The organism is Streptomyces sp. I05A-00742 (assembly GCF_013055795.1).
Taxonomy (GTDB): Bacteria; Actinomycetota; Actinomycetes; order Streptomycetales; family Streptomycetaceae; genus Streptomyces.
The window spans coordinates 1-17,562 of sequence record NZ_JABETO010000023.1; the positions used below are offsets into that span (position 1 = coordinate 1).

At 73.9% G+C, this 17,562-nt stretch carries 13 protein-coding genes; 1 reads left to right on the forward strand and 12 read right to left on the reverse strand.

Annotated features, from left to right (window positions below; genetic code table 11):
- Nucleotides 1-123: 123 nt before the first annotated feature.
- Genes aroA through HN013_RS21055 form a run of 11 tightly spaced genes read right to left on the reverse strand, consistent with a single transcriptional unit; the run spans nucleotide 124 to nucleotide 12,840 of the window.
- Nucleotides 124-1,410 (reverse strand): 3-phosphoshikimate 1-carboxyvinyltransferase, encoded by a 1,287-nt coding sequence (aroA, locus tag HN013_RS21005; RefSeq protein WP_312018674.1) that lies wholly within the window; start codon nucleotides 1,408-1,410, stop codon nucleotides 124-126.
- A complete protein-coding gene (locus HN013_RS21010; protein ID WP_171168476.1) occupies nucleotides 1,410-2,039 on the reverse strand; it encodes a transketolase-like TK C-terminal-containing protein in 630 nt (209 codons plus the stop codon). Before HN013_RS21010 ends, aroA begins: the two co-directional genes overlap by 1 nt.
- A gap of 24 nt (nucleotides 2,040-2,063) precedes the next feature.
- A complete protein-coding gene (locus HN013_RS21015; RefSeq protein WP_171168478.1) occupies nucleotides 2,064-3,512 on the reverse strand; it encodes a class II 3-deoxy-7-phosphoheptulonate synthase in 1,449 nt (482 codons plus the stop codon).
- A complete protein-coding gene (locus HN013_RS21020) occupies nucleotides 3,509-5,476 on the reverse strand; it encodes an anthranilate synthase family protein (RefSeq protein ID WP_171168481.1) in 1,968 nt (655 codons plus the stop codon). The genes HN013_RS21015 and HN013_RS21020 overlap by 4 nt, the downstream gene beginning before the upstream one ends.
- Nucleotides 5,473-6,123 carry an isochorismatase family protein gene (locus tag HN013_RS21025; RefSeq protein WP_171168483.1) on the reverse strand — a complete coding sequence of 217 codons (651 nt, stop codon included), beginning with the start codon at nucleotides 6,121-6,123 and terminating at the stop codon, nucleotides 5,473-5,475. Before HN013_RS21025 ends, HN013_RS21020 begins: the two co-directional genes overlap by 4 nt.
- Nucleotides 6,124-6,165: 42 nt before the next feature.
- A complete protein-coding gene (locus HN013_RS21030) occupies nucleotides 6,166-6,954 on the reverse strand; it encodes a 2,3-dihydro-2,3-dihydroxybenzoate dehydrogenase (protein WP_171168485.1) in 789 nt (262 codons plus the stop codon).
- Nucleotides 6,951-8,453 (reverse strand): amidohydrolase family protein, encoded by a 1,503-nt coding sequence (locus HN013_RS21035; RefSeq protein ID WP_171168492.1) that lies wholly within the window; start codon nucleotides 8,451-8,453, stop codon nucleotides 6,951-6,953. Before HN013_RS21035 ends, HN013_RS21030 begins: the two co-directional genes overlap by 4 nt.
- Nucleotides 8,450-8,749, reverse strand: a complete 300-nt coding sequence (locus HN013_RS21040; protein WP_171168494.1) for a phosphopantetheine-binding protein — start codon at nucleotides 8,747-8,749, stop codon at nucleotides 8,450-8,452. Before HN013_RS21040 ends, HN013_RS21035 begins: the two co-directional genes overlap by 4 nt.
- Before the next feature lie 20 nt (nucleotides 8,750-8,769).
- On the reverse strand, nucleotides 8,770-10,431 hold the full coding sequence (locus tag HN013_RS21045; RefSeq protein WP_171168495.1) for a (2,3-dihydroxybenzoyl)adenylate synthase: 1,662 nt from the start codon (nucleotides 10,429-10,431) through the stop codon (nucleotides 8,770-8,772).
- Nucleotides 10,428-11,447 carry a ketoacyl-ACP synthase III family protein gene (locus tag HN013_RS21050; RefSeq protein WP_171168497.1) on the reverse strand — a complete coding sequence of 340 codons (1,020 nt, stop codon included), beginning with the start codon at nucleotides 11,445-11,447 and terminating at the stop codon, nucleotides 10,428-10,430. Before HN013_RS21050 ends, HN013_RS21045 begins: the two co-directional genes overlap by 4 nt.
- Before the next feature lie 58 nt (nucleotides 11,448-11,505).
- The gene (locus tag HN013_RS21055) at nucleotides 11,506-12,840 is read right to left on the reverse strand and encodes a salicylate synthase (RefSeq protein WP_171168499.1); all 1,335 of its coding nucleotides are present in this window, start codon (nucleotides 12,838-12,840) and stop codon (nucleotides 11,506-11,508) included.
- 359 nt (nucleotides 12,841-13,199) lie between these two features.
- Here HN013_RS21055 and HN013_RS21060 point away from each other — a divergent pair, with 359 nt between their 5' ends.
- The gene (locus HN013_RS21060) at nucleotides 13,200-14,501 is read left to right on the forward strand and encodes a phenylacetate--CoA ligase family protein (protein ID WP_171168501.1); all 1,302 of its coding nucleotides are present in this window, start codon (nucleotides 13,200-13,202) and stop codon (nucleotides 14,499-14,501) included.
- A gap of 219 nt (nucleotides 14,502-14,720) precedes the next feature.
- On the opposite strand, the gene HN013_RS21065 is transcribed toward HN013_RS21060, so the two are convergent.
- Complete coding sequence (locus tag HN013_RS21065; protein WP_171168503.1) at nucleotides 14,721-17,378, reverse strand: LuxR C-terminal-related transcriptional regulator; 2,658 nt, start codon at nucleotides 17,376-17,378, stop codon at nucleotides 14,721-14,723.
- Between the last annotated feature and the right edge of the window lie 184 nt (nucleotides 17,379-17,562).

The window sequence follows — 17,562 nt, forward strand, 5'->3', positions numbered from 1 at the left end:
GGCAGCCCCTCCAGCGTCGCCACCAGGGCCGGACCGTGTGACTCCCCGGCCGTCAGCCAGCGCAACCTGCTCAACGGAACTCCTCAAGCGTCATCGTGGTGGTGAGGGCGGGTCCGGTCGTCGTCACGGCCACGCGCCGACCCCCGGGACCGGGAGTTCGTACGCGGGGAAAAGCCGGCGCATCTCGTTGTGGAAGCCGGGGAAGGTCTTGCCGACGCAGCCGGGGTCGTCCAGGGCGATCACGCCGGGGGCGCCCAGGCCGAGGACGGAGAAGGCCATGGCGATCCGGTGGTCGCGGTGGCAGGCGACGCGCACCGGCAGGGGGACGCCGGGGTGGACGGTGATCCAGTCCGGGCCCTCCTCGGCGCGGATGCCGCAGGCGCGCAGGTTGCCGGCGACGGCGGAGATACGGTCGGACTCCTTGAGCCGGGCGTGGGCGACGCCGGTGATGGTGATCGGCGCGTCGGCGAGCGGGGCGATGGCGGCCAGCGTCATGAAGGTGTCCGAGATCTCCCCCATGTCGACCGAGAACCCGCCGCGGAGCCGGCCGGTTCCGGTGACCGTCGTGCTGCTCACGCCGATGCGCACGTCCGCGCCGGTCCGCCGCAGCACGTCGGCGAAGCGGAGGTCGCCCTGGAGGCTGCCGGTGCCGAGGCCGGGGACGGTGACGGTCCGGCCGGTGACGGCGGCGGCCGCGAAGACGTACGAGGCGGTGGACGCGTCCGGTTCGATGACCAGGTCGACGGGGGTGTAGGTACCGGGCCGGACCTCGATGCGGCCGTCCGCGTCCTCGGTGACGTCGGCGCCGAAGCGCCGCATCAGACCCAGCGTCATGTCGATGTAGGGGCGGCTGACGAGCCGGTGGACGCGGACGACGAGCGGGGTGCGCATCAGCGGGGCCGCCATGAGCAGCCCGCTCAGGTACTGGCTGCTGAGCGAGGAGTCCAGGCCGATCTCGCCGCCGTCGAGGCCCTGGGCGGTGACCCGGATGAGGGCGTCCTCCCCGGCCGCGGTGCGGACGCGGGCGCCGAGGCCGACCAGGGCGTCGGCGAGCGGCCACAGCGGCCGGGCGCGCAACTGGCCGGAGCCGTCGAAGACGAACTCCCCGGTGCCGGTGGCCGCGAAGGGCGGGAGGAAGCGGGCCGCGGTGCCCGCGTCGGCGCACCAGACGCGGGCGCCGACGGCCGGGCCGCGGCCGAGGCCGGTGATCTCCCAGCACTCGTCGTTGGGGGTGGCGCTCACCCCGGCCCCGAGGGCGGCCAGCGCGTCCCGGAAGGTGAGGGTGTCGTCGCTGACGAGCGGGGCCCGCACGGCGCTGGTGCCGGGGGCCGCGGCGGCCAGGAGCAGGGCGCGGTTGGTGCAGCTCTTGGAGCCGGGGATGCGGGCCGTCAGGCCGGTGTCTCGCGTGATCACGCGCGGTCCTTCCGGCCGTCGCCGTCGCCGTCACCGACGCCGACGCCGTCGCTTTTGTCGTCACCGTCGCCGTCGCCGTCGCGGGCCGCGGCGGCCCGGGCGGCGGCCGCGACGCGCTGGGCGGTCAGCCCGTCCTGCTCGTAGAGCGTGCTGTAGGGCGCGGAGGCGCCGAACCGCTCCAGGCTGACGGCCTCGCCGAGTTCGCCGAGCAGCCGGTACCAGCCGATGGCCGTACCGGCCCCGACGGAGACGCGGGCCCGGACGCCGGGCGGGAGGACCGCATCCCGGTACTCCCGGCCCTGCTCCTCGAACCACTCCGGGCAGGGCATCGACACCACGCGGGTCGGGATGCCCTCGTCCTGGAGGATCTCGCGGGCGTCGAGGGCGATGCGGATCTCGCCGCCGGTCGCGACGAGCACCACGGCGGGGCTGCCGCCGGTGGCCTCGGCGAGGACGTAGCCGCCGCGGCCCACGCCGTCAGCGGGGGCGGGGCTCATGGCCGTGCCGGGGTGGCCGTGTCCCGCGGCCTCCGCCGCGTCCACGGCCGGGCCGCGCGCCGTCTCCACGGCGCGGCGGTCCGGGTCGGTCCCGGTGAGCCCGGTGTGGGGGGAGGGTGGCGTTCTCATGACGGTGTGTGGCCCGTTCCTGTCTCAGCCGGCCAGGGTGGCCGGTGCGTACATGCCGGCGCCCAGGGGGCCCAGCTCGGCCTCGGGCCGCACGGCGGCCCGGGTCTCGTTCATGACCTCGGCGAGCAGGAAGGCGAGGTCCAGGGACTGGCTGCGGTTGAGGCGCGGGTCGCAGACCGACTCGTAGCGCGCGTGCAGGCCGTCGAAGTCGAGGTTGTGGCCGCCGCCGACGCATTCGGTGACGTCGTCGCCGGTGAGTTCGACGTGGATGCCGCCGGCGTGGGTGCCGAGGGCCTTGTGGACCTCGAAGAAGCCGCGGACCTCCTCCAGGACGTCGTCGAAGCGCCGGGTCTTGTGGCCGGAGGGGGCCTCCATGGTGTTGCCGTGCATCGGGTCGCAGATCCAGGCGACCCGGGCGCCGGAGGCGGTGACCTTCTCGACGAGGCCGGGGAGGACGTCGCGGACCTTGCCGGCGCCCATGCGGATGATGAACGAGAGCCGTCCGGGCTCCTGTTGGGGGTCGAGCCGTTCGATGAGCCGCAGTGCCACGTCGGGGGTGGTGGTGGGGCCGAGCTTGACGGCGACGGGGTTGCTGATCCGGGAGAAGTACTCGACGTGGGCGCCGTCCAGGTCCCGGGTGCGCTCGCCGATCCAGAGCATGTGGCCGGAGGCGGCGTACCGGGCGCCGGTGCGGGCGTCGACGCGGGTGAGGGCGGCCTCGTAGTCGAGCAGCAGGCCCTCGTGGGAGACGTAGAACTCGGCGTCGTCGAAGTCCTGGGGGCGGCCGCCGGTGGCCCGCATGAAGCCGAGGGCCTGGTCGATGCCGTCGGCCAGCCGCTCGTAGCGGCGGCCCGCGGGGGATCCGGCGACGAAGTCCCGGTTCCACTCGTGGACCTGGCTGAGGCTCGCGTAGCCACCCGCGGTGAACGCCCGGACGAGGTTCAGGGTGTTGGCGGACGCCTGGTACATCTGGAGCAGCCGGGCGGGGTCGGGGATCCGTGCCGCCTCGGTGAAGTCGAAGCCGTTGACTGCGTCGCCGCGGTAGACGGGGAGGGTGACGCCGTCGCGGGTCTCGTCCGGCTTGGAGCGCGGCTTGGCGTACTGGCCGGCGAGCCGGCCCACCTTGACGATGGGCATGGCCGCGGCGTAGGTCAGCACGGCGGACATCTGGAGGAGGGTGCTGAGCTTGCGGTGGACGGCGTCGTCGGAGACGGCGTCGAAGGTCTCGGCGCAGTCGCCGCCCTGGAGCAGGAACGCCTCGCCGCGGGCGACGTCGGCCAGCCGCTGCTTGAGCCGTTCGGCCTCGCCGGCGAAGACGAGCGGCGGGAGGCCGGCCAGTTCCCTGGTGACGCCGGCGAGGGCCGCGGCGTCCGGCCAGGTGGGCTGCTGGGCGGCGGGGAGCGAACGCCAGCCGTCCGGCTGCCGGCTCCGCTCGGCCGCGCCGGCCGTCGGATCGGTCGGGCGGAAGTTCATGTCGTGGCCTCGTGATTCTGCTCGGAAGTGAACCGGATCGAAGGGGGTGCGGGGTGGTGCCGCGTTCGGTGCCCTGCCATCAGCTCGCTCATCACCGTGCCCAGGAACTCGACGCCGTTGCGGGTCAGGACGGACGCCGGGTGGAACTGCACCGAGGCGAATCCGGGGCCGCGCAGGGCGTGGACCTCGTCGTTCTCCGGGTCGCGGTGGACGTGGACCGTGCCGCCGCGCTCGGGACAGGGGAAGATGTCCGTCGGGCAGGAGGCGGCGAAGGTGTTGTAGAAGCCCACGAGTTCGGTCCGGCCGAACGCCTCGATCTTCCGCTGGACGCCCTGGTTGGGGACGTCGCGGCGGACGATGTCCAGGCCGAGCACGGTGCTGAGCACCTGGTGGCCCAGGCAGACGGCGAGGAAGGGCCGGTCGCCCGCGAGCAGCCGGCGGGCCACCTCGCGGATGTGCCGGATCTTGGGGTGGGTGGCGTCGCGGGGGTCGCCGGGTCCCGGGCCCACGACGACCAGGTCGTGGCCGTCGAGCCGGTAGTCCTCGTCGAACCGGCGCACGGTGACGTCGAGTCCGTGGGAGGCGAGCATGTGGTGGGCCATCGCCGTGAAGGTGTCCTCGGCGTCGAGCACCAGCACGCTGCGGCCGGCGAGGGCGGGCAGGGCGCGGACCCGCCCGGCGGGGTCCGCGAGCCAGAAGTCGGCCAGCGGGGTGTTCCGTTCGGCCAGCACGCGGCGGACCTCGGGGTCGTCGCCGAGGGCGCCGGCCGCGGCGGTCCCGCCGCCGGGGCGGCTCTCGCCGCGCAGTGCGGCGAGCAGTCCCGCCGCCTTGGCGCGGGTCTCGGCCGCCTCCGAGGCGGGGGTGGAGTCGCGGACGAGGGTGGAGCCGACGGAGAGGGTCATCCGGCCGCCGGCGTCGACGTCCGCGGTGCGGATGAGGATGGCCGAGTCCAGGGCCCGGCCGCCGTCCGCGTCGCGGCCGAACAGGGCGACGACGCCCGCGTAGTAGCCGCGTCCCCCGGGCTCGTACTCGCTGATCACATGGCAGGCGCTCTCCAGCGGGCTGCCGGTGACGGTGGGGGCGAACAGGGTGCCGCGGAGGATGTCCCGGGCGTCCAGCCGGCTGTGGCCCTCGATGAGGTACTCGGTGTGGGCGACGCGGGCCATCTCCTTGAGGTAGGGGCCCACGACCCGGCCGCCGCCCTCGCAGAGGCGGCCCATCATCTTCAGCTCCTCGTCGAGCACCATGTACAGCTCGTTGGCCTCCTTGGTGTCGGAGAGGAACTCCAGGACGCCGGCGGGGGTGGGGCCCTGCGGCGGGTAGCGGTAGGTGCCGCTGATGGGATTCATCACCACGGTGCCGCGGTCGAGGCTGACGTGGCGCTCGGGCGAGGCGCCGACGAAGGTGCGGCCGCCGGTGTGGATGACGAACGTCCAGTAGGCGCCGGGCTCGCCGCCCAGCAGCCGGCGGAAGAAGGCGAGGGCGGTGGCGACGGACCAGCCGCCGATCTCCGCGACGAAGGACCGCTTGATGACGAAGTTCGCGCCGTTGCCGCGGCCGATCTCCTCGTCGATGATCTTCCGTACGGTGGCGGCGTACTGCTCGTCGTCGAGGTCGAAGTCGCCGCCGCGCAGGTCGATGGGGCCGTCGGGCAGCGCGTCGAGCGCTTCCGCGCGGGAGAGCACGGCCTGCCCGGTGACGGTCATCGCCAGCAGCGGCGCGCCGTCGTCGGGGCAGTCGTAGCCGCGTTCGCGGATCTGCCGGTACGGGAGGACGGCCAGCACCTCGTGCCGGTCCCGGCCGCCGGGCGGCGGCAGCGGGATGTCGGCGACGGTCTCCACCTCGGTGGTCTCGCCGACGAGGAGGTCGATCCGGTCGCCGCCGGCCGCCCCGCCGCGGTGCAGCAGGGCGAAGTCCGGGGGCGTCGGGCCGGTCACCCGCGCCAGCAGCTCCCGGGCGGTCACGCGACCCGCTCCGGCGTGACGGCGGCGAGCGCGGCGGCGGTGGGGAGGGTCACGGCGCAGCGCGTCGCGACGTACTCCAGGGTCATGCGGTGGTACTCGGCGGTGAAGTCGGCGACGGCGTCGGCGATGACGAAGGTCTCGATGTCGTTCGAGAACGCCTCGTGCGCGGACATCAGGATGCCGACGTGGGCGTAGACGCCGCAGATCACCAGCTGATCACGGTTCTGACGCTGCATCAGGTCCAGTAGTCCGGTGCGGCAGAAGGCGGAGGGGCGCCACTTGGTGAGCACGACGTCGCCCTCCCGGGGGGCCACCTCGGGGATGACCGCCCGGTGCTCCTCCCCCGCGGGCATCCCGGCACCCCAGATGTCCTTGAGCAGGCCGCGCTGCCCGTCGGTCATCGCACCGGGCTGTGCCGTGTAGACCACGGGTGCGCCGACGGCCGCCCAGCGCTCGCGCAGGGCCGTGACGTTGGCGACGAGCTCGGTGGTGGGGGACTGTCCGGCGGGGAACGGCCGCACGAAGTAGTTCTGCATGTCGTGGACGAGCAGGACCGCGCGCCGCGGGTCGATCGTCCAGTCCGCGGTGTTCTCCGGAAGGGAGTCCGCGGCCGGCATGGGGTACGGGGCTATCGCCGGGATGGCCACAGGTCGTCCTTTCGAGGGGGAGGCGTCGGTGCGGCGGTGGCGTCAGACGCCGAGCGTGGCTCCGCCGTCGACGGTGAGGTGGTGCAGGGTGATGTGCGCGGCGCGGTCGGAGAGCAGGAACAGCACCGAGTCGGCGATGTCCTCGGGGCGGGCCACCTTCCTGAGGGGGATGCCGAGGCGGTACTCCTCGGCGACGCCGTCGACCGAGTGGGCCCGGGCGGCGTCCGCGTCGTCCCAGAGGGCGGTGAGCATGGCGGTGTCGGTGGAGCCGGGGCCCACCACGTTGCACCGGATGCCGTACTCGGCGAGCTCCAGCCCGAGGCAGGCGGTGAACATGCTCGCCGCCGCCTTGGAGGCCGCGTAGGCGGCCAGGTTCATACGGGGGGTGCGGCCGGCGTTGGAGGCCACGGTGACGATCGCCCCGGAGCGGCGGGGGGCCATGCGGTCGGCGACGGCGCGGCTGACGTGGAAGACGCCGGTGGCGTTGACGCCCAGAACGGCGTTCCAGTCGTCCTCGGTGAGGTCGCGGACGCTGCCCGAGCGCAGGATGCCGGCGCCGTTGACGAGGTGGTCGATGGGCCCGAGTTCGCGCTCGGCGGTGTCGACGGCCGCCTCGACCTCGCTGCCGGAGGTGACGTCGGCGGGCAGGGCGAGGACCCGGTGGCCCGCGGCGGTCAGTTCCGCGGCCAGGGCCCCCAGGACGTCCTTCTCCCGGTCGACGAGGGCTACGGCGACGCCCTCGGCGGCCAGGGCGCGGACCACGGCCTCGCCGATGCCGCCCGCGGCGCCGGTGACCAGCGCGGTGCCGCGCAGTCCGTACAGCGTGCTCATCGTGTCGTCTCCTTCGCCAGCAGGCCCTGGACCACGTCCGGGGCGATGCCCAGGCTCCGTACCGAGAAGGAGCCGAGCGCTTCGAGGTAGTCGTCCTTGAGCTGCCGCTCGTCGAGGCGCGTGGACCGGCCGCCCTCCAGGAGCACCTCGCCGGCGACGACCACGGTGTCGATGTCCATGGAGCCGCCCAGCGCGAGGAAGCTCTCCAGCGGGCGGGGGTTGAGCAGGTAGCGCCAGTCGTCGAGGGAAATGGTGACGAGGTCGGCCTGCTTGCCGGGCTCCAGGCTGCCGATCTCGTCGTCCCAGCGCAGGCCCTTGGCCGGGATGCGGGTGGCCATGGCCAGGGCGTCGGTGGGCAGGACCTCGGTGGGGTCGCCGGACATCTCGTTGAACATCTGCCAGGCGGCCCGCATGGCCTCGGCCATTCCGCCGATGGGCAGGGCGGTGCCGTCGGTGGACAGCGAGACGTCCAGTCCGGCCCGGCGGAGTTCGGGGATCATCCGGGTGTCGGTGAGGGTGGTCTCGCCGGCGCCGCCGTACTTGGCGGGCGAGTGGTTGAGGTGGGCGCCGGCCGCCAGCAGCAGCTTGCGCTCCTCCTCGTCGGCGTAGCCGGTGTGCACGGACATCAACCGGTCGGTGACCAGGCCGAGTTCGGCGAACCGGCGGACCGGGGTGGCGCCGAAGTAGGTGCTCATCACCTCGGCCTCGTTGCGCAGGGCGCCGATGTGGGCGGCGAACGGCACGTCGTACCGTTCGACGAGTTCGGCGAAGCCGCGGCCGAGCTCGTCGGTCATGTTGGTGCCGTAGACGGCGGAGGGGCGGGCCCGCAGCCGGCCACTGGTGTCGGCGGCGCACCGGTCGAGCAGCGCCTGGACGCCGGCGAGGACGCCGTCTGCGTCGCGGGTGCGGCGGAACCGGGTCTCGCCGGGGGCGCAGACCGCGTCGCTGGCCCAGGTGCTGGCCATGAAGCGGATGCCCAGGCCGAGCGCGGCGTCGGCCATGGCGTCGGGGCGGTTGAACGAGCCGACGTCGCCGAGCGTGGTGACGCCGGTGCGCAGCTGGGTCCACATGGAGTAGCGGGCGATGGCCTCGGCCTCGTCCGGGGTGAGGCTGTCGAGCTGGTCGTGGAACGAGTCGAAGACGACGGAGATCTGCCGCAGGTCGCCGCCGAGGGCCATGAACGCGGCGACGTCATCGCGGTCGTGCGGCGGGCGGAGGGCGCCCTTGAAGGGGATGCGCATGGCGAACAGCTCGTGCCAGTGCGGGTTGACGAGGCCGGGCAGGATCATCGAGCGGCGGGCGTCGACGGTGCGGAGTCCGTCGCGGACGGCGGGTTCCAGGGCGGCGACGGCCGCGTCGACGTCGGCGGCGGTGCCGACGGCGGCGATCCGGTCGCCGACGACGAGCACGGAGCCGTTGGCGAGGACCTGGGCGCCGGCGTCGGCGGGGTAGACGTAGCCGTCCCTGAACAGCAGTCCGGTGCTGGGCGCGGTGCTCATCCGTTCACCGTCCCGTCGGCCGTGCGGGCCTGCCAGGCCTCGGCGAACCGGCGTTCCCAGGCGTCGACGGTGGGGTCGGCGGCCAGGTCGCGGAACTCGACGCCCAGGCCCTCGCGGCGCCAGCGGGTGACCAGGCGCATCATCTGGAGGGAGCTCAGGCCCTGGTGGATGAGGTTGACGTCGGTCTCGATCTCCTCGGGCGTCGTCCCGATGGTCTCCGCGAGGACGCGGCGGAGGTCGTCGCCGGTGAGGGGGCCCGTGCCGGGTGCGGCCTGGGCGGTGTTCTCCGTGGGCATGAAGGGGGAAACCTCTCTGGTCAGGACGTGGTGTCGGGGGCGACGTTCCAGGGCCGCGGGGCGGTGGGGTCGGCCGCGGCGGCGGAGAGCACCTTCTTGTCGATCTTCCCGAGGCCGGTCAGCGGGAAGTCGGCGACGGCCTCGACCCGGTCCGGGAGCTTGTAGTCGGCCAGTCCGCTCGCGCTGAGGGCCTGTTTGACCTCGCGGAGCCTCGGGGCCTCGCCGGCCGGGACGATCCAGGCGTGGATGCGCTCGCCGAGGTACTCGTCGGGCGCCGCGACGACGGCCGCGCGGGCCACGGAGGGCAGGGCCAGGAGGTGTTCCTCGACCTCTCCGGCCGAGATCTTGTCGCCGCCGCGGATGACGACGTCCTTGATCCGGCCCTCGATGACCAGCTGTCCGCCGTCGGTCAGCCGGGCGACGTCGCCGCTGCGGTAGAAGCCGTCGTCGGTGAAGGCCCGCTTGTTGTGCTCGTCGGCGCGGTAGTAGCCGCGCAGGGTGTACGGGCCGCGGGCCAGGAGCTCACCGGTACCGCCGGGCGGTACGTCGGCGCCCTGTTCGTCGACGACGCGGATCTCGTCGGCCGGGGAGAGCGGGGTGCCCTGGGTGGTCCACACCGTCTCCGGGTCGTCCTCCGCGCGGGTGAAGGACAGCAGTCCCTCGGCCATGCCGAAGACCTGCTGGAGCCGGGCGCCGAAGGCCGGTTCGATCCGGCGGGCGAGCTCCGGCCGGAGCTTGGCCCCGCCGATCTGCACGGTGTGCAGGGTCGTGAGGTCCGGCTCCAGCCACTCGACGGACTCCAGCCACAGCTGGGCCACGCTGGGCACCAGCGAGGTGAAGGTCACCCGCTCGGCGGCGACGAGGGCGAAGCAGTCCTCGGCCGTCGGGTCCTCGGCGAGCACGGCGGTGCCGCCGGCCTGGAAGGTGCCGAGCACACCCGGGCAGCCCCAGGCGAAGTTGAACTCCACCGGCAGCGCCGCCAGGTAGACGTCGTCCCCGGTGAGGCCGTTGACCTCGGCGGCGGCGCGCGTCTGGTAGGCGTAGTCGTCGTGCGTCCGCGGAATCAGCTTGGGCAGGGCGGTCGTTCCGCCGGAGAGCAGGAAGAACGCCGTGTCGGACGGGTCGTTGACGACGGGCTCGGCCAGGGGCTCGGCGTCCACCGCGGCCAGCGGGAGCACCGCGTCGCCCGCTCCGTCGGGCACCTGCCCGTCCATGACGAACACGCGGCGCAGCGTCGGGACGTCGTCCAGCATCCGCAGCGCGAGCCCGGTGTGGTCGAAGCCGCGGTGCTCGCCCGGCACCACGTAGCCGGCGGCGCCGGACAGCTCGCACAGGTGGCGGATCTCGTTGGCGCGGTGCGAGGCCAGGGAGAACACCGGCTTGGCGCCCGCGCGGAACAGCGCGAAGCAGACGATGACGAACTCGGCGACGTTGGGCAGCTGGAGGACGACCCGGTCGCCGGGCCCGATGCCGTGGCGCCGGAAGCCGGCCGCCATCCGGTCGGCCCGCCGGTCCAGTTCCTCATAGGTGAACCGGCGCTCGCCGTGCACCAGGGCGGTGCGGCCGGCGTACCGCTCGGCCCAGGTGCGCAGCAGGCCGTCCAGGGTCTCGCCGCGCCAGAGGCCTTCGCGCCGGTAGCGCTCGGCGAACTCGGCGGGCCAGGTGGGGCGTTCGTAGGTCATCGCACGATCTCCACGACGGCGCAGCCGGCCTCCATGCCGGTGGCGGCTCCGATGAGCAGGACGCGGTCGCCGGGGCCGACCTGGCCGGAGGTGTGCAGGTCCTCCAGGGCGACGAAGATGTCGGCGGCGCCGGTGTGGCCGACCCTGCGGGCGCACTCCCAGACGCTCCGGTCGAGGCCGATGCCGAGGGGCTCCAGGAAGATGTCGTTCAGCGGGCCCATGGCGAAGCCGACGTGGCAGACGCGGCTGATGTCGTCCATGGTGAGGCCGGCCTCGGCGAGCATCCGCTCGGCGGCGTCGGCGACGCTCTCCCCGAAGTGGCCCATGGGCGGGGTGATGCCCTTGGCCCACTGGTCGCGCCAGAACTGGCTGCGCTCCTCGAAGTTGAGGGAGCGGCCGATGGTGATGCCCGGCGGGAACATCACCTCGCCGCCGCGGTGCAGCTCCTCCATGCCGGGGTTGGAGACCGAGCCGATGGCCAGCACCTTGGCGAAGCCGTCGCGGCGGGAGACCACGGCGGCGGCACCGCCGTCGGCGAGGATGAACAGCTTCGAGGCGGTCCAGCGGTCCACCATCGGAGTGGAGAAGTTGTCGCCGGTGGTCAGCAGCACGGCGTCGGGGGTGCCCGGGGTGGTGAGCCGGTGCACGGCCAGTTCCAGGCTGGCGAGCATGCCCAGGCAGCCCTGGCGCAGCTCCAGTGCCATCACCGGCCGGTCCAGTGTGTTCTTCAGTACGTAGTGCGGGGCCGACCAGCCGTCGGGGCCCTGGTGGTGGGTGTCGCTGTGGAACAGCGCGCCGAAGTCGTCCGGCGTGTGGCCGGAGCGCTCCAGGGCGGTCCGGGCCGCGTTGACGGCCATGTCGGGGGCGGGCATGTCGCCGGCCACGATCACGGCCTCCATGCCGGACCGTTCGCGCTCGGCGGCGTCGTACCAGCCCTTCGCGACGGCCTCCTCGGTGGTCACCGAGCCGGGCAGGCAGCTGCCCACGCCCGCGAGGTAGATGTTGTCGACCTTCATGTGTCCCGTTCTCTCCGTGTCGTCCGCGCTGTCCGTGCCGCCGTGAACTCCCTTGCCGTTACTCGCCCTTCGGGATCAGGTAGCGGGCCACGCTGTCGAGCTTCTCGCAGGTCTCCTCGTACTCCCGCTCGGGCGTGGACTGGCCGACGATCCCGGCGCCGGCCCGCAGCCAGGTGCGGCCGTCCCGGCGGTAGATGCTGCGCAGCACGAGGGCGGCGTCCATCCCGCCGGTGTGGTCCACGGTCATGACCGTCCCGCTGTACAGGCCGCGGGTCTCCGGCTCGTAGCGGCGGATCACCTCGTAGGCCGGGCCCTTGGGGACGCCGGAGGCCGTCACGGCCGGGAAGACGGCGCCGAAGCCGTCCCACGCGCTGCGCCCCTCGGCGAGCTGCCCGGCGACCCGGGACGCGAGGTGCTGGACGCTGCCGCGCTCGCGGATCGTCATGAACTCCGGGACCTCGACGGAGCCCGGCTCGCAGACGTCGGCGAGTTCGTCGGTGCCGACCTTCACGGAGATCGCGTGCTCGTAGACCTCCTTGGCGGAGGCCAGCAGGTCGTTGCGGAGCCGCTCGTTGGCGAGCAGGTCCGGGGTCAGGGCCCGGGTGCCGGCGAGCGGCTGGCTGACGACGCGGCCGTCGTCGGTGACGCGTACGACGATCTCCGGGCTGAAGCCGGCGGCCTCCAGGCCGTCCATACGGAGCAGGAAGGAGCGGGCGGGGTTGTTGCCCCGGCGGCCGGCCACGTAGGTGGCGGCGATGTCGATGTCGTCGGGCACGTCGACGACCCGGGACAGGATCACCTTGTGGAGCTCGCCCTGGTTGATGTCGTCCACGGCCCGTTTGACGGCCTCGCGGTAGTCGGCCTCGCCGGTGCCGCGGACGTCGAGCGGCCGCGGCTGCCGCTCGGGGGCCTCTCCGGCCGTGTTCACCACCTCCAGGAGCGCGGCCAGGGTCTCCTGGTCGGCGGCGCGGAAGTGGGCGTGGCCATCGGTGAGGCGGACCTCGGCGGCGGGGATCACGAGGCGGAGCAGCGGGCCGTCGCCGATGTGGTCGAGGCTGCCCTCCTTGGCGTAGGACAGTTCGAAGGCCGACCAGCCGTAGGCGCGCCACTCGGGCACCTCGACGCGTCCCAGGAGTTCGCGCACCAGCTCCAGCGGGCGCTCGCTCCAGGGCAGGTGGACCTCGGGCCGGTCGCCCCGGCGCAGCCGGGCGCCGGTGCGGTCGAGGGTGATGTCCGCTATGGAGCCGCCCGCGTAGGACCAGTTGCCGCCGTTCTCGTAGACGACGTGGTCCGGGTGCAGGCCGGACCCGGCGAGGGCGGCCGCGACGCTCAGCGGGTGCGTCGTGGGCCGGCTCTGCGTCTCGAAGTAGTGCTGCCCCTGGGTGGGACTCATGGCGGGCGTTCCTCTCTTCTCGGGTCCTCTCGGGGACCTCGTGGGCTTTGTGCGACCGCGTCGGTCTCCCCCGGCCCGCCGACACCTCGCGGCGGCCCTCCCGGGGCCGCCCCGCGCCACCGGCGGCGCTGCTCCAGCGGACCACGACGGGCGGGCCGGGGGCATGAGTAGCCGGTACTCACTCTCCGGCCTGAGGGGGTGTTACGGACCCGCCCCCGGCAGGCCGCGGGCACACCCCGGGGCCACCGCGCGTCACCGTCCGGCGACCGCACGTGAGTAGCCCCTACTCATGCGCGCGGGCGCCGCCGCGTGCTCACCTGAGAGGGACCCCCCACCCCGGAACCCCGTTGAGGAGAACCATGTCCGAGCCACGACCGCGGATGGGCCAGTGGAGCAGCGTCGAGGAACTGCGGGCGCTGCAACGGTCGCGGCTGCCGCGGTTGCTCGCCACGGCCGGGCGGTCGCCGTTCTACGCGCGGCGGATCGCCGGCGCTCCCCCGACCGAGGAGACGTTCCGGACGCTGGAGCCGACGCGCAAACAGGACCTGCGCGAGCAGTACCCGTTCGGGCTGCTGGCCGTGGACCGGTCCGAGCTGGCCACGTACCACGAGTCCAGCGGCACCTCCGGCACCCCGACCGCCTCCTACTACACGGCGGAGGACTGGGAGGACCTGGCCGAGCGTTACGCCCGCAAGTGGGTGGGGATCACGGCCGAGGACACCTTCCTGGTGCGCACCCCCTACGCCCTGATGATCACCGGTCATCTGGCGCACGCGGCCGCCCGGTCGCACGGCGCGGCCGTGGTCCCCGCGGACAGCCGGTCGGCGGCGATGCCGCACGCCCGTCTGGTGCGGGTGCTGCACGATCTGAACGTCACGCTGACCTGGTCGAACCCGACGGAGACGCTGCTGTGGGCGGCCGCCGCGCGGGCCGCGGGCCACCAGCCGGGCAAGGACTTCCCCGCGCTGCGCGCGCTGTTCGTCGGCGGCGAGCCGCTGAGCCCGGCGCGGCGCCGGCGCATCGGCGAGATCTGGGGCGTGCCGGTCGTCGAGGAGTACGGGTCGACGGAGACCGGCAGCCTCGCCGGGCAGTGCCCGGAGGGCAGGCTCCATCTGTGGGCCGACCGCGCCCTGTTCGAGGTGCGGTCGCCGGAGACCGGGGAGATCGCCGAGGAGGGGCGCGGGCAGCTGGTGGTGACCCCGCTGTACCGCGAGGCGATGCCGCTGCTCCGCTACAACCTGGAGGACGACGTCGAGGTCTCGTACGCGCCCTGCGGCTGCGGCTGGCACCTGCCCACGGTCCGGGTGTTCGGCCGGTCGGCCTTCGCCTACCCGGTCGGCTCCGGCCGGGTGACCCAGGACGAGCTGGAGGACCTCGTCTTCTCGCTCCCCGCCCGGTACGAGGTGATGTTCTGGCGCGCCAGGGCCGAACCCGGCGTACTGCGGGTGCAGTTCGAGGTCGCCGACGACCTGCGGGAGGAGGCCGTCGGCGAGCTCGCCGCCGCCGTGGCCCGGCGGCTGGACGTGCCGGCCGAGGTCGTCGGGGTCGCCCCCGGCACCCTGGTGCCCGAGTCGGTGCTCACGTCCGACCCGGACGTGCTCAAGCCGCGCGGGCTGTTCGGGCCCGACGAGGACTGGGACCGGGCCGTCCTCTACTACTGAGCCGGGGGGACGGGCGCCCCGGTCCCGCCCTTTCACCGCTTCTGCGGGAGGGCCCGCACCCCGTGAAAGCGGCTTCGCCGCGAGGTCCTCAATCGCCGGACGGGCTGAATAGCCCGTCCGGCGATTGAGGACGCGCGCCGCAGGCGCGCTCACCGGGGGTGCGGGGGCGCAGCCCCTGCAAGAAACGGTGAAAGGGAGGGACCGGGGCACAGACCGCCGTCAGGCCGCCAGCGCCTCGGCGAGGTCGCCGCGGCTGTCGATACCGAGCTTCCCGTAGGCGCGCTGGAGGTGATTCTCTATGGTCCGCACGGAGACCACCAGTTGGGCGGCGATCTCCCGGTTCGCCAGTCCCGACGCGGCGAGGACGGCGATCTCCCGTTCCCGGCTCGTCAGGTCCTGGCCCGCCGCGGAGCGCGACGGCGCGGACGGCCCGGCCCAGGGCGGCAGCCGGCCGCCGTAGGACGCGACGAGTTCCGCGCTCGCCTCCTCGCCCCGCGCGGCGCTGCGCCTGCGTCCGGCGGCCCGGTGGGCGCGGGCCGACTGGGCCGTGGCCTCCGCGGCGAGCGGCAGCAGCCCGGCGGCGCGGAACCCCTGGCCGACCTCGGCGAGCGCCTCGGCGTCGGCGGTGGCCAGTGCCGCCACGTGGTCGGCCTGGAGCCGCAGATACCCGGAGGTGGCGCCGCGGGCCCGCCGGGCGACGCGCTCCGCCACGGCCACCGGGTCACCGATGCGCGCGGCCAGGTGCAGGCTGTCCATCTCGCGGGCGGTCCAGCCGCCGGCCGCGCACCGGTCGGCCAGTCGCAGCGCGTGCTGCACGGCCCCGGTCCGGTCGCCCGCGTACGCGTGCACCACGACGGTCTCGGTGCCCACTCCGCCGACCACGAGCTGGTAGGAGGAGTCGCCCTTCTGGAGGGTGCGGGCCTCCGCGAGGGTGCGCAGCGCCTGGGCCCGGTGTCCCATCTCGGCGAGCACGCCGGCGATGCGGGCCAGGGTCCAGGACCGGGAGAGGAGGCACAGGTCCTGGTCGCCCTGGAGGGTGACGGACTTCTGGAGCAGGGCGAGGGCGCGGGGCAGCCGGCCCATCGCCCGGTCCAGCCGGGCCTGGAGCATCGCCGTCTGGGTGAGCCCGGCGGTCCACTCCTCCCGTTCCGAGCGGCGGCGCAGCCGCACCAGCGCCTCGCCCGCCTCCGGGAGCCGGCCCATCAGGAAGGACGCGATGGTGGTGGCCACCTGGTGGTCGAGCCACGCCCGGCCCTCCCACACGTCCAGTGCGGGCACGCACTGTTCGAGGAGTTCCAGCGCGCCGGCGGCGTCGCCCAGCTCGGTGCGGGCGATGGCCACCGCGGGCACCAGCGACTGCTTGAGCCGGGACTCGGGCGGTTCGCAGGGCAGCAGTTTCCGACCGGCGTCGGCGACCTCGGTGATCCGGCCCTCCATCGTCCACATCAACGCCCGGGCGCCGTGCAGCCGTTCGGTGTCCTCGGCGGGCAGGGTCTCCAGCGCCGCGTCCAGGACGTCGTGCGCGTCCTGGACCCGGCGCAGGCCCTTGGCGAGGTTGAGCGCCCGGGCCCGGACCAGTTCGGCGCGGGCGACGGCCGGGAGCGCGGAGTGGGGGGCCGCGCTCTCCGAGGGGTCGGGGACGCCGGGTACGCCGACGTCGAGGATGTCGTCCGCCTCGTCGTGCCTGCCGAGCCCGGTGAGGGCCCGGGCCAGGACCAGCCGCAGCTCGTGGTCGGGTCCCTTGCCGCCCTGCGCGGCCTGGGCCGACCGGCAGAGCCGTTCGGCCAGGACGAAGTCGAACTGCTCGACGGCCGCGCGGGCGGCGTCCAGCAGTTCGGCCGCCGGTACGGGCAGCCCCGCGTCGGCGCGCAGCGCGGTGAGCCGCATGCGGTCGCCGCGTAACCGGGGGCCGGCCTCCTCGATCGCCTCCACCAGCCGGGTGCGCAGCCGGCGCGCGGTGAGCGGGGGCATGGTCGCCACGATCACCTCGCTGTAGAGCGGGAACGCCAGCCGCAGGCGCAGGTCCTCGCCCTCGGCGAGGAGGATGCCGCGCTTGTTGAGCGATTCGGCGGCGCGGGCGAACTCCCGGAGCAGCGGCAGGTCGGCGACGAGGGGTTCGGCCAGGGCCACCAGGCCGACCAGTTCCGTCTCCTCGGGGTCGAGGTCGCCGAGCCGGACCCGGACCAGTTCGAGGAGCCGGCCGGAGGCGTTGATCCGTCCGGTCCAGAGCCACGCCCGGCCCATCGGGCGGAGGCTGTTCTGGGCGAGTGCGTGGCAGACGAGTTCGCGGAGGAAGAGCGCGTTGCCGAGGGTGACCGCGTACATCCGGTCCACCGTGCGCTCCTCGACCGCCCCGCCCAGTGCGGCGTTCAGCAGCACCGAGACCGCGGCGCGGTCGAAGGGGCGCACTTCGTAGCGTTCGGCCAGCCGTTCCACCCAGAGCCGGTTGACGCCCTCGGGGGCGACGGCGTCCGCGTGGATGGTGGCGATGACGTTGACCCGGCCCACGACCACCATCTGGTGCAGGAGGTCGGCGGATTCGGGGTCGAGGAGGTGGGCGTCGATGACGCCGAGGAGGAGTCCGCCGCCGATGCGTTCGCGCATCCGGGCCGCGACGGCCGCGCCCATCCGGGTGGGTTCGGCGATCAGGTCCACCAGGTCCGGGCCGAGCCATTCCAGGAGCGCTCCGTAGGGCATCCCCCGGGTGCCGCGGGCGGCGCGGATCCATCGCACTTCGTGTCCGGCCCCGGCCATCCGGGCCAGGACCGCCCGCGCCAGCCGGTTCTTGCCCACGCCGTGATCCCCTGCCAGCAGTACTCCTCGGCCGGCGGTCAGGAGGGCGCCGATGGCGTCGAGGTCCGCCTCACGGCCCACCATCGGCCAGTTGTCGGCCTCGTCGAACGGGTCCCCGGAAAGGTTTTTCCAGTCTTTTCCTAACCTTTTGCCGGACCGTTCCGCGCCGTTTCCTTCAGGGACTGTGGCCCATCCGGTGGAAATTCCGCTACTATTCGTTGTCGGGACGCATTTCTCGGCTGCTGCTGCCATGTGTGTTCGCACTGCG